The organism is Nitratireductor aquimarinus, assembly GCF_017255295.1.
Taxonomy (GTDB): Bacteria; Pseudomonadota; Alphaproteobacteria; order Rhizobiales; family Rhizobiaceae; genus Nitratireductor; species Nitratireductor aquimarinus.
Window position 1 is genome coordinate 38,884 of record NZ_JAFKDE010000001.1, and the last position, 11,970, is coordinate 50,853.

Consider the following 11,970-nt stretch of genomic DNA (forward strand, 5'->3'; position numbering starts at 1 on the left):
CTCCTCCCTGGTGAAATGCACCAACGGCGCAGGCAGCCAAGGCCTTTTCGCCGATCGTGCGGCACTCCTCCTCCATGACGTGTCCTCCGCGAAAGGTATCTTCCGCCACGTCAATGAAATCGATTGTATGGCAAATGTAATCGATTTCAATACGTAATTTGGGGCGTAATTTTGTACGTAATTTTGTGGATTGCCGCCCTGATGCCTCAAAGAAGCTGCAAGCGCCCGATTTTACTTATGCAATCAGAAGGCGTGGCTGAGAGACGTGCTGGAGAGAAGGCGTGGTTTTTGAGGAAGTGAAATTGTTTCAAGACGACACAATCTGTTCACATGCCTGCGTTGCCCGCATTTCATTCACTCGGCTAACTTCTTCGAAGTGAGTAATGATTCGAGTAACATCGCCGTGCACAATGAACCGTCGCTTGAGGTTGTCCAGCTGGAGCTTCTGCTCGACCTCGCCGACCTGATCGCGCAGGGCTTCGAGGCCGCGCTTCTGTCGGTGCTGGACGATGTGGACGGGCAGATTCTTTTCAACCACAGGCTTGATGGCGATCCGCAGTATCAGCGGGTCGCGGCCGTGATGGTCGGCGCGGACGCCGATGTGGCGCTCGTCTTCCTGGACCGTACAGGAACCACCACGCATGTGGAGGGCGCAGCCGAAAGCGACCGCGCGATTGCGCGTGAGGCCGAGAAGGCCCGCAACCGGGTGCTTGCCGCTCAGGCCTGACGCAGCAATTTTCGCATGGCGATCTAACCGTGGCGCGAGTTCTGGCCGGGTCGGGCGCGTGCCACGCGGGGGAAGCGGACCACATTGTCTGCTTCCGGCTTTGCCGAGAATTCGGCCTTGAGCGCGGCATCGAGCAACAGTCCGATGGCTTCGCGCAACTGGTGCGTCGCCGGATCGGAACCGGTCAGTTCGGCCTGTGCGTTTTCGAGGTGGGCGTGCACGGACGCAAAATCTGTCGGCATGGTGTTCCTTTTTCGGTGCCCCCGGTATGGCAGGACCATGCGCAGAAAATTGTAACCGGCAAACAAACACGATCCATGGCATTTTAACGACCGGCGCTCTCCCGGCGCATTCTCTTTGGAAAACCCGATTTAATCTTGCACGCTGGTTGGGAAGGTCCGACCCTGAAGCTTGCCATTGCTTGTGGGGAGATTGTTTTCTTCTGCCGCGTCAGAGCCGGAATTAAGGAATAATATTCCTGTTTTTCATCGGCTTAAGCGTGTTGTGGTCGGAAGCGTCTTATGCGAATCGTTAAAAGACGAAGGGTCCCGTCAACTTTTATTAGAAGTTTGCCGGTTACCAACGGGATCAGTCACACTGGGGACGTTGAAAGCATATGGACAAGTCGCTCTTGCAACGCAAACCGCGCTGGACATGGCTCATTGCCTTTACGCTGCTTGGCACACTGGCAGCGGTCGGGCTTTCGTTCCTTGTCCACTACCTCCTCTTCTTCGGCGAAGAGATCAATCCCTATCAGCGCAGCCTTGCTGCCGCGCTCATTCTGCCGGTGGTCATCGCCACGCCGCTGCTTCTCTATATAGGGCAGGCAAGCGAGCAGCTGCGCCGCTTCAAGCGGGACCGGAATTTCTCCGCCGCTCATGATCCCTCGACCGAGGTGTTCAACGGCGAGATGTTCACCACGCTGGTGGAGCGCCGCCGCGCCGCGACGGTTTCCGAGGCAGGGCGCACCTTTGGCGCGCTGTTGATCCTCGAAGCCGAGAATGTGCGCGACATCGCCATCGATTACGGTTTCAGCTGGGGTGAAGAGTCGATGCGCCAGATCGCATCGGTGATCCGCGCCAATGTGCGCCGCAGCGATGTGGTCGGTCGTCTGAACGACAGCGAGTTCGGCGTCTTCCTTCCCGGCGCGACGGTTGAACAGGCCCGCGATGTGGGAGAGCGCATTCGCACCGCCATCACCAAATCGCGCTTCCTGGCGGAAGGCGAGCCCGTGGAACTCGGCGTCGATATCGGCGGCGTGATCTTTGAAGACCAGATCGAGTTCCGCGGTCTGATGCGCATCGCGTCGGAGCAGCTCGAAATGGCGCGCCAGAGCGACAGTGACCGGTTCCGCCTCAGCGCGATCAATGCGATGGGAACGCGCGAAAACGGCGAGAGCCACGAATAGAAGCGCTCCGGCCCGCCCGCTATGGGCGCTGGACTCAAAGATTGTTTAGCCTCAGAATGATCGCAAGTGCGCCGCCCATGCAGCAGGTTGCATGGGCGGCGCAGCTTTTGCTGACGGCATCGGCGCTTTCCCGTCAGGGGCGCGGCGGTGCTGCAAGGGGCGGCAATGAACCGTATGCGAAGTTTTCTGCTGGTCGCCGTTTTCCTGCTTGGCTGCGGGGCCGGCAGCGCGGATGAACCCGGGGCTCGGGTGTTTCAGCCGGCCATGCCCCTCGACAACGCTGCGCAAACCGACATCACCACGCTCTACAATGGCCAGCCCGGCGTTCTGGAACGCTATGCCTGGGCGATGTCCGCCAATCGACACATGCTGGTCGGCCGGAATGGCGATGCTATCTATGGCCGTGGCTTTGACGCAGCGTCCGGGGATGGCGGTGTCTGGGCGTTTGTTGGTCCGCAGGATCAGCATGTCATCCGGCTTGCTGACGGCGCGCTTGTGATCGCGCGCGGTGCGCCACTGGCAAACCTCTATGCGGAAGTCGGTTGCAAGGTCGGGGAATGGCCGACGCTGATCTGCGCGGATGGGCGCAAGAGATCCATCTCGGCGCCCAACGCCACCACCATCCGCATAGAAGACGAGACATTTGAACTGGCCGGGCAGGAGGCTGAATGAGCATTTCAGGAATGGACCGCGTTCGTGACAGGACGTGGATGATGTCTGCGCTCTGTCGGCTTCTGCTCTTGCTGGCTTTCATGCTCCCGGTGTTGCCGGGGCTGATTGGTGGCGCAGTCGCCGAAGAGACGGTCACCGTGCGCCAGTTCGATCCGGCAACGGGCCGCTGGGTCCGCCGTGAGCGCACGCTCTCCTTCAAGGCGCCGTGGGGCGACGCCGCCGTCAAGCCGGCGGTCGTGCCTTATTCCGAGAACCTGCCTGCCGGCTCCATCGTCATCGATACGGGCGAGCGCCGCCTCTATCATCTGCGTGGCGACGGCACCGCGGTGCGTTACGGGATCGGCGTCGGACGCGAGGGTTTCGCCTGGCGCGGCCGTGAACGCATCACCAGAAAGGCGAAATGGCCGGACTGGCGTCCACCCGCCGAAATGATCCGTCGTGAGGCAAATGAGGGGCGCATCCTGCCGACCCTCGTGGAAGGCGGTCCGGAAAATCCTTTGGGCGCCCGCGCGCTCTATCTGGGCTCAACCCTGTTTAGAATTCACGGAACGAACCAGCCCTGGACAATCGGGCAGGCCGTCTCTTCCGGCTGCATCCGCATGACCAATGATGATGTTATAACCCTTTATAACAAAGTCAAAATTGGCGCTCTCGTGATCGTGAGATAGGGCAGTAAGGCTGACTGAATTCCTGCATTTCAGGGTTGAAATGCTTAACAGGAAGTGGATTTTGTTGCGCCGGCGCAACACCGCTATTTAAATGAGGCGACTAAACTACTCCAAAATGGGTAGGAGCACGACTTGGGACATAGCCAGTTGTGAATGGTTGTCCTAGCATAACATCATATTGAGACCCGATGTGGGATCGGGCTTTTCCATTTGCTGCGCAGGGAACGCGCAGTCAAAGGGGGGATAATGACGCTGAAGCCACGCATTACGCGCGTTCTGGCAGCCGCTCTTATGAGTGGCGCCGTTGTGTTTTCGACTGCTGCAAACGCCCTTTCCGTGAAGGAAGCCATGGCGGTCGCTCTGGAATCCAATCCCGAGATCGGGCAGGCGATTGAAAATCGCGAAGCCATCGAGTTCGAGTTGCGGCAGGCGCGGGGCCTTTATCTCCCGAGTGTCGATCTTGAAGCCTCGGTCGGCGCGCGTCGCCTCGACAATCCCTCGCGCCGTGGCACCGGCATTGAGGACGATCCGCTCTACCCGGCGGAGATCGGTCTCTCCATCACGCAGAAACTGTTCGACGGCGGTGGACGCCGCGCCGAGCTTGATCGTCAGGCCGCGCGTGTGGATTCCGCATCCTTCCGCGTGCTCGAGCGTTCGGAAACAATCGCCCTTCAGGTGGTGCGCGAATATCTCGAATATCTGCTTCAGGTCGAGATCGTGAATGAAGCGCGCAAGAATGTGAGCTTCCACCAGTCGATGCTGGGCGATATCGGCTCGCTGATTTCCGGCGGCGCACTCACCGAGGCTGACCGTCAGCAGGCGCAGGAGCGTTCGCTGTCCGCCAGGGCGCGTCTCAAGGAAGCCGAGGAAGAGCTGGAAGCGGCCAAGATCCGTTTCTACAAGCTCGTCGGCAAACCGCTCAGCAATCCCTCCATGCCGGGTTCCGTGGCATCGGCGCTGCCGGCCTCGCTCGACAAGGCCATCGGCATTGCGCGCGCCAACAACCCGCGCATCAAGGTCGCCAACGCCGATATCGATGCAGCCGATGCGCTGGTCGATGCCGCGCGCTCGAACATGCTGCCCGAGATCAGCGCCGAGGGCCGCGCCCGCGCCGGTTACGACATTGACGGTTCGGACGGCCGCACCAACGATCTGCAGGCGCGCGTCGTCGCCAAGTGGAACCTCTATCGCGGCGGCATCGACGTCGCCAACGAGCAGGAGCAGATCCGCCGCGCAAGCGAGCAGCGTCTGGTCCTTCATCAGGCCTATCGTGAGGTCGAGGAAGCGGTCCGCATTTCCTGGGATCGCCGCCAGCGGCAGATCGATCTGTCGCAGACCCTGCGTCAGCAGGCGCAGACGAATGCCCAGCTGGTCAGTTCCTACCGCGAGCAGCTCGTGGTTGGCCAGCGTTCGCTGCTTGATGTTCTCGGCGCGCAGAACACACGCTTCAGCGTGAATGTCCTGTCCAAGACCGCGCAATATGCGGCGCGCTTTGCCGAGTATCGCATTCTGGCGGCCACCGGCACGCTGCTCGACACGATGAACCTCTCCAGTGCGAAACAGTCGGAGGCCTACGCGCGGGCAGAGTTCAACGTGCCTGAAACGGCGCCGACGGAGACGTATAAGAGACTGCCATCGCGGCAGACCAACGATCTGCCGCTCGATCTTCTCGCTCCGATCCGGTCTCAATAGCCGGTCGGGGCAGCAGGCAAGGGCGCAAGGTGGAACAGCTTCGCAACCCTACAGCCGACACGCCGCTCCTGGCAGACAGTTTCAGGTTTGCCTTTCGGGAGGTCGCGCAGTTTCTCGCGCGCCCGAGTTCCGAAACCGTCCTCTTTTCCGATACGCCCTTCGACGAGAGCAATCCGTCGCTGGAAGATATCGAGCGGCTCGCCGCGCGTATCGGTCTGGAAGTGGAGCAGCACAGCCGGCGCGATCTCGCCAGCGGATCCATCGATCTGCCGGTGCTTGTCGTCTATGCGGATGGCACGGCGCAGGCTCTTCTGGAGCCGCTCGATGGCGACCGCCTGCGCACCACGCTTCTGCCCGATCCCATCGCGGAAGAAGGCGTCACGCTCAAGGATGTCCTGTCCAGAAAAGTCGGGCTGATCGTCTCCTTCAGCATCATCTATGAGAACAAGTCCGAAAGCGCGGGTGCCGGTCTGCCTCAGCAGATGGAAAAGCGCCACTGGCTCACCACCACGCTTGCGCCGTTCTGGCGGTCCTATGCGCAGGTGGCAATTGCCGCGCTGTTCGTGAACCTTCTGGCGCTGGCATCGCCGCTCTTCGTCATGAATGTCTACGACCGGGTGTTGCCCAACCAGGCAACCGCCACGCTCTGGGTTCTGGCGCTCGGCGTCGCCGGGGCAATCCTGTTCGACCTGCTTTTGAAAAGCGTTCGCGCAGCCCTCATCGATTACGCCGGCCGGAAAGCGGATCTGAAGCTTTCCTATCTGCTTTTCGAAAAAGTGCTGCACGCCACCATGGCGTCGCGTCCCATGTCGACCGGCGAATATGCAAGCCGCGTTACGCAGTATGAGTTCGTGCGCGAGTTCTTCACCTCGAACACGATCAGCACGCTGATCGACAGCGTCTTCGTTTTCGTCTTCCTCTTGGTCATTTACAGCGTTGCCGGCTGGCTGGCGCTGATCCCGGCAACCGCCTTCGCGCTCGCATTGATCATCGGGCTCATCGCGCAGGCGCGCATCGGCCGCCGTGTCGCCGCCGCAAACAATGAGGCATCGCAGCGCCAGTCGCTTCTCGTGGAAACCATCGCGACAATCGAAACGGTCAAGTCGCTGCGCGCAGAGCGCACATTGCTGCGCCGGTGGAGCGAGCTTGCCAAGAACGCCTCGCGCACCTCCGAGGGCATCAAGCAGTTGTCCTCCTGGGCGTCGAACATGACGCAGTTCGTGCAGCAGCTGGTCACCGTGGCGCTTGTCGTTGCGGGCGCCTACGAGTTCTCCGAGGGCAATATCTCGACGGGCGCGATCATCGCGACGGTCATGCTGTCGGGCCGCGCTGTCGCGCCGCTCGGCCAGATCGCCATGACCCTGTCGCGCATGCGCCAGGCGCTTCTGTCGCTGCGCATTCTGAACGCCATCATGGAGCAACCCGAAGACCGGCCGGAGAGCACGGGCTTCGTGAACCGCGAAATCCGCACCGGCGATGTTGCCTTCCGCAATGTCGGGTTCACCTATCCGGGGGCCGCGAGCCCCGCGCTCAACGATTTCAACCTCGCCATCAAGGGTGGTGAGCGCGTCGGCATCATCGGGCGCATTGGCTCCGGCAAGACCACGGCTGGCCGTCTGCTTGCCGGGCTCTATCCGCCGTCGAGCGGCAATCTGCTCATCGATGGGGTGGATATCCGCCAGTATCACCCGTCCGTGGTGCGTTCCGCGGTCGTCTTCGCGTCGCAGGCGGCAGACCTCTTTTCCGGGTCGGTGAAGGAAAACCTCCTGATGGCCAAGCCCGGCGCGACCGATGATGAGCTGGTCGAAGCCGCAAAGGCCGCCGGTGTCGATGCGTTCGTCGCCCGTCATCCCAGGGGCTATGACATGCCGGTGGGTGAGCGTGGCAGTCAGCTTTCGGGCGGTCAGCGACAGGCGGTCGCGATTGCGCGCATTCTCCTGAGCGACCCGAAGATCGTGTTCATGGACGAACCGTCTGGCGCAATGGATCTGGCAAGCGAGCGCGAACTCATCGCGCGGCTCAAATCCGCCTTCCGGGATGATGTGACGCTGGTGATCTCCACGCACCGGCACAGCATGCTTCAACTCGTCGACCGGCTCGTGGTCATCGATCAGGGCCGTGTCATCGCCGACGGACCCAAGGAGAGGGTAATCGCAGAACTGCAAAAGAACGCCGCGGGTGGGCGTTCGGGAAGGGGGCAATAGCTCCAGGCGTTGCCCGCGTGGCGCGCGACCTTACATAAAAAGACGAAAGGCGGATTGAAAATGGACCGTCCACCACTGGCTGCGCGATTGGGGTTAGTCGTTATTGCAGCCCTCTTGATGACATTTATTGGCTGGGCGTCCATCGCCGAGGTGCAGGAAATTGCGCGCGGCGAAGGCAAGATCATTCCGATCTCGAAGACGCAGATCATTCAGTCGAGCGAAGCCGGTGTCGTGCAGGAAATCGCTGTCACGATCGGCCAGACCGTCAGCAAGGGCGACCTCATCCTTCAGCTTGATGATACGGTCACGGCGTCGTCGCTTGGCGAGTCCGCCGCCCGCGCCCGCGCGCTGCGCGCCCAGATCGCCAGACTTGAGCTGGAAGAGAAAGGCGATCTAGAAGCCGAATATATCTGCCCGGAATCCTTGCAGGAGGTTGCGCCCGGCATCTGCCAGAACGAAGCGCGCCTGCTGCGCGCCCGCGCCGACAACATCAAGAACAAACGCTCGGTGCTGATCGAACGGCGCACGCAGCGCATGAATGAGCTCGACGAGGCGAACGCGAACATCTCCCGGCTGGAAGAAAACCTGTCGCTCGCCCAGCGTGAGGCCGATCTTCTGGAGCCCATGGTCAAGCGCAAGCTGGTGGCGCAGACCGAGCTTCTGCGGGTGCAGAAGGAACTATCCGAGACGCGGGGCCAGCTTGAATCCACGCGCGAGTCGGTCGAGCGCATCGAAGCCTCCATCAAGGAGGCGACGCTGCAGATCGAGGAGCTGGCGCTCCAGGTTCAGCAGGAAGCGCTGGTGGAAAAGACACAGGCGCTGGCGGAACTGTCGGTCATTGAAGAGACCATTCGCGGGGCAACCGACCGGGTTGCGCGCACCGATATCCGCTCGCCGGTCGATGGCATCATCAACACGCTCGAGGTGAACACGATCGGGGCCTATGTGGAGCCCGGCACCGTGGTGGCCGGCGTGGTGCCCACATCCGACACACTGCTCGTCGAAGCGCGGATATCGCCGCGCGATGTCGCCTTCGTACGGCCGGGTCAGCCTGCGCTGATCAAGGTTTCCGCCTATGATTTTTCCATCTATGGCGGGCTTGAAGGCGAGGTGGAGAACATCTCCGCCGACAGCCTCGTGGATCAGAATACGGGCGAAACTTTCTATCAGGTGCGGGTCAAGACCGATCAGGCCGAGCTGGTTCGGGATGGCAGGAGCCACAAGATCATTCCCGGCATGATCGCGACTGCCGACATCATGACCGGCAAGAAGACGATCCTCGCCTATCTGATGAAGCCGATTAACAAGGCGCGCACCGAAGCGCTGCGCGAGCGGTGACAGCCATGGACAAAGCGGTTGAAACGCACGGTGAAGAAGACTGGGCCTTCCAGCCCCGGTTTCGCGTCCTCAGGGTCGGGGCCGCGCGGCGCGGCATCCGGCTGGAAGAGATATTCTGGTCGTCCCTGCAGGAGATCGCGGATGAGAAGGACTGCAGTGTCGGCGATGTGATCGAGGCCTGCGAGAACCGGCTTGAACAGGGCTCAAACCTCACATCGGCCCTCAGGGTGGAAACCGTCTCCCACCTGCAAGGCGAGCTCGATCTGATGCGGGCCAGAACCGGCAGACAGGCCGTGCGCAACATGGTCATGGCCTGCCCGTCGCCCTGTTTTGCCCTTGCCGGTGACCGGCAGTTGATGGCCCACAATCCGCCTTTCATCGCCTTTGTGCAGTCGCGGCTGTCCAGCCTGCCGTCGGATGCCACGGCGCGGGGTGTGCGCCTGTCGCTCGATATCCAGTTTTCAGAGCTGATCGAGAAGCTGAAGATGAAGGGCAGCGGACCGGCAATGGTGGGCTTTGTGATCGGTGTGGACCGTCAGCTTATCCGCGGTCGTCTCAACGCCATCCTTGCGCCGCTGGCCGGGCTTGACGCGATTGTCGGTTTCATCCTGCCGAACTGACCCTAACCGCCATTCACGCCGGTCACCCGGTTCTGGGGCGCCGCCGCATTGTCGAAGCCTTCTCCCGGAGAAAGATCCGAGGGCAGTCCTTCAAGCGTTGCGACCATGGAGCCGTCGCGCTTTCTTCCATGGATCCAGGAGCGGTCTGCGCTCAGCGAGTAAAGCGGCAGGTAGTCGCCAAAGGCGGTGTCCTTCATCACGCGGTCGTGCAGATTGTCGAGCACATAGTGCCCCTGGCTCGTGGAAACCGTGAGAACGGCGTGGAACAGGGATCGCCGCTGGTCCTGAAGCACCACGATCGACATGCTGCCGAGCGGAATGCCCGCAGCGTTGAGCGCCGCCATCTTCAGGATGGCATAGTCCTCGCAATCGCCCTTGCCGCGCTGGAGAATGTCCCGGGGTTTCGCCCAAAGATCCAGCTGGCGATAATTGTTCCGGTCCGAGACGTAGGCAATTCTGCGGTTGACCGCCCGGTTGATCTCCGCAAGCTTGCGCGAGAACGGGCCTGCTTTGACGTCACGCACAAGCTGCGCCAGGTCTTTCGCCCGTTGCGCGCAGTCTCCGGCCTCCGTACAGGCGGCGAAATCGGCGCGCGCTATGGATGGGTACACGGCTTTCCAGCTGGCGCTGGATGGCAGGGCGCGAAAGGGAATGGCCACGGAGCCGAAAACGCCCGTGGCGGCACTGCCCGCCTGCCTGCGTTCTCCGGCGGGCCTTTTGCCGGCGCCTGCCGCAAAGCGCGCATTTTGGGGAGCGGCGCGCGAAGCCGCCCGTTCCCACTGCATCTTCAGTTCGGCAAGCCCCCGGGTCGCCGCCGTCATTGTCGCGGCCGCCGACATGGCGCTCATGCTGGAGATGAAGGAAACCTGCACCGGCGATGGCGCATAAGCCCCTGCCTGCGCTTCATTCTGCATGGCAAGTGAGGCGGATGCCGAGATGGCAAGCGCAAGGCTTGCACCTATGTATAGGCCTCTGGAGTTTTTCATTTGATCGTCCCCTGATCTTGCAATGACGATAAGAGGCGCAAATGAAATGCAGATTAAGTTGTTTGGATTATTTTATACTTAGATATGTTGTTCAATTTATTTAAAATGGGATTTTGTCTATTTCATCTCTGTTTACCATTCAGGTCTCTGGGCAGAATGGCCGGCGGGAGCAGCCGGCGCAGGCTGTCAAAAAGGGATAATTATAGGCAAATGTATAATCGCTTATATTCAAGCATTAACCAACGGGAAATTTTCGTCCGTTCGGAATATGATGATATATCAATGATGCTCAGTTCATATTGTGCCGCCTAAAACGGCGTGTCTGGCTCCCGGGAACATCTGTTTCTGGGGGTTCCCATGGCCAACAATGACCGCACGAATACCACCGACGAGCGCGCAACTGCCGCTGAACAGTCTTCAACCAGCACGCGCCTGAGCCAGGCAGAGCAGAACGCTCTCCAGTTCGCGCAGAACGAGACTGCCGCCGAGCCGACGCCCGTCGATCCGGCGACCGGTCAGCCGGTCGCGGAGCCAACCTCTCAGGCAGCCGTGCCGGATGTGCCGGAAACGATCACGCCCGATGCCGACAATGTTGTCCGCCTTCCGCAGGGGGTCTCGATCGACGAGATCAGGCTCGACGGGAACAATCTGGTTCTCGTGCAGCCCGACGGCTCCACCGTCACCATCCTCAACGCCGCTCTCAAGGTGCCCACCTTCCTGATCGGCGATGTGGAAATTCCCGAGCTCGCGCTCGCTGCCGCTCTTCAGGCCAACGGCATCGACGTCGCGGCGGGTCCCGATGGCGCGCTGACCGTGGTGTCCGCCGCGTCCCAGAGCGGCGGCGGCGGCTTCAACACCCCCAATGGCGATATCGGCGATGCCGGCCCCGTGATCGATCTGCTGCCGCCCACTGCATTGCAGTTCGGCACGCTGGAGCGGCGCGAGCTGTTCCCCTCGATCCGTGAAAACGATTTCCCCGAGCTCAGCATTGTGAGCCTCGGAGCGCCGCCCGGACAGGTCAATGAGAGCGCGCTTGCCAGCGGATCCGGCGGCGGCACCACCAGCACGCTGGGCAATATCCTTGTCGATCCGGGCGATGATGGCCTTGGCTCGCTTGTCGTCACAAATGCGTCCGGCGTCAGCGTCGACGTGACCAATGGCGGCAGCATTCAGGGTGTCTATGGCGAGCTGATCGTCACGCTGAATGGCGATGGCACTTACAGTTTCGAATATGTGCTGACCACCAACACCATCGATCACGCCAATGCCGGCCAGACCGGCGCAGACGATGTGGTCACCGACACGTTCGATTTCGTCGTCACCGATGGCAATGGCGACACGGCGTCCGACGAACTGACCGTCACCATCACTGATGACGGGCCCACGGCCTCGAACGACGCGAACGGCGCGGCGGAGAACGGTGCGTCTGTCAACGGCAATGTTCTGGACAATGACGATCTCGGGGCCGACTACGGAACGGTGGGCACGGACGGCCGTGTCGACGGTGTGGTCGCCGGGGCCGGCGGCGGTGTGACGACGGGTGGCACGAATCTGGGCGGCATTGCCGGGGCGTATGGCCAGCTTGTTCTGAACGCTGACGGCACCTACAGCTACACGCCGACGGCGGGGATGTCGGTGCCGGCGGGCTCGACGGA

General features: G+C 61.4%; 11 protein-coding genes. 9 read left to right on the forward strand and 2 right to left on the reverse strand.

Annotated elements, in window-relative coordinates:
* Window positions 1-403: 403 nt before the first annotated feature.
* Entirely contained in the window at window positions 404-727 is a 324-nt protein-coding gene (locus JYP46_RS00175) for a hypothetical protein (RefSeq protein ID WP_222473778.1), read from the forward strand.
* Between the two features lie 23 nt (window positions 728-750).
* On the opposite strand, the gene JYP46_RS00180 is transcribed toward JYP46_RS00175, so the two are convergent.
* Window positions 751-969 (reverse strand): hypothetical protein, encoded by a 219-nt coding sequence (locus JYP46_RS00180; protein ID WP_113154094.1) that lies wholly within the window; start codon window positions 967-969, stop codon window positions 751-753.
* Window positions 970-1,343: 374 nt separating this feature from the next.
* On the opposite strand from JYP46_RS00180, the gene JYP46_RS00185 reads away from it, so the two are divergent.
* From JYP46_RS00185 to JYP46_RS00215, 7 genes are all read left to right on the forward strand, one after another.
* Entirely contained in the window at window positions 1,344-2,135 is a 792-nt protein-coding gene (locus JYP46_RS00185; RefSeq protein ID WP_206546882.1) for a GGDEF domain-containing protein, read from the forward strand.
* Window positions 2,136-2,300: 165 nt separating this feature from the next.
* A complete protein-coding gene (locus tag JYP46_RS00190) occupies window positions 2,301-2,807 on the forward strand; it encodes a hypothetical protein (protein ID WP_113154096.1) in 507 nt (168 codons plus the stop codon).
* 80 nt (window positions 2,808-2,887) lie between these two features.
* Window positions 2,888-3,475, forward strand: a complete 588-nt coding sequence (locus tag JYP46_RS00195; protein WP_206546887.1) for a L,D-transpeptidase — start codon at window positions 2,888-2,890, stop codon at window positions 3,473-3,475.
* A 246-nt stretch (window positions 3,476-3,721) separates the two neighbouring features.
* Entirely contained in the window at window positions 3,722-5,167 is a 1,446-nt protein-coding gene (locus JYP46_RS00200; protein ID WP_113154097.1) for a TolC family outer membrane protein, read from the forward strand.
* Window positions 5,168-5,196: 29 nt separating this feature from the next.
* Window positions 5,197-7,371 (forward strand): type I secretion system permease/ATPase, encoded by a 2,175-nt coding sequence (locus tag JYP46_RS00205; protein ID WP_206546883.1) that lies wholly within the window; start codon window positions 5,197-5,199, stop codon window positions 7,369-7,371.
* Window positions 7,372-7,431: 60 nt separating this feature from the next.
* Complete coding sequence (locus JYP46_RS00210) at window positions 7,432-8,709, forward strand: HlyD family type I secretion periplasmic adaptor subunit (RefSeq protein ID WP_206546884.1); 1,278 nt, start codon at window positions 7,432-7,434, stop codon at window positions 8,707-8,709.
* Window positions 8,710-8,714: 5 nt separating this feature from the next.
* Window positions 8,715-9,329: a ribbon-helix-helix domain-containing protein gene (locus tag JYP46_RS00215; protein WP_206544555.1), complete on the forward strand. Its 615-nt coding sequence runs from the start codon at window positions 8,715-8,717 to the stop codon at window positions 9,327-9,329.
* 2 nt (window positions 9,330-9,331) lie between these two features.
* Here JYP46_RS00215 and JYP46_RS00220 read toward each other — a convergent pair whose 3' ends face one another.
* Window positions 9,332-10,315 (reverse strand): transglutaminase-like cysteine peptidase, encoded by a 984-nt coding sequence (locus JYP46_RS00220; RefSeq protein ID WP_222473780.1) that lies wholly within the window; start codon window positions 10,313-10,315, stop codon window positions 9,332-9,334.
* Between the two features lie 357 nt (window positions 10,316-10,672).
* On the opposite strand from JYP46_RS00220, the gene JYP46_RS00225 reads away from it, so the two are divergent.
* On the forward strand, window positions 10,673-11,970 hold a 1,298-nt coding region (locus JYP46_RS00225), incomplete at its 3' end, for an Ig-like domain-containing protein (RefSeq protein WP_206546885.1).

What these genes read in the sequence shown, in the direction of transcription:
- JYP46_RS00180 (WP_113154094.1), bottom strand. Translation starts at nt 969, where the DNA reads ATGCCGACAGATTTTGCGTCCGTGCACGCCCACCTCGAAAACGCACAG.
- JYP46_RS00185 (WP_206546882.1), top strand. Translation starts at nt 1,344, where the DNA reads ATGGACAAGTCGCTCTTGCAACGCAAACCGCGCTGGACATGGCTCATT.
- JYP46_RS00190 (WP_113154096.1), top strand. Translation starts at nt 2,301, where the DNA reads ATGAACCGTATGCGAAGTTTTCTGCTGGTCGCCGTTTTCCTGCTTGGC.
- JYP46_RS00195 (WP_206546887.1), top strand. Translation starts at nt 2,888, where the DNA reads ATGCTCCCGGTGTTGCCGGGGCTGATTGGTGGCGCAGTCGCCGAAGAG.
- JYP46_RS00200 (WP_113154097.1), top strand. Translation starts at nt 3,722, where the DNA reads ATGACGCTGAAGCCACGCATTACGCGCGTTCTGGCAGCCGCTCTTATG.
- JYP46_RS00210 (WP_206546884.1), top strand. Translation starts at nt 7,432, where the DNA reads ATGGACCGTCCACCACTGGCTGCGCGATTGGGGTTAGTCGTTATTGCA.
- JYP46_RS00215 (WP_206544555.1), top strand. Translation starts at nt 8,715, where the DNA reads ATGGACAAAGCGGTTGAAACGCACGGTGAAGAAGACTGGGCCTTCCAG.
- JYP46_RS00220 (WP_222473780.1), bottom strand. Translation starts at nt 10,315, where the DNA reads ATGAAAAACTCCAGAGGCCTATACATAGGTGCAAGCCTTGCGCTTGCC.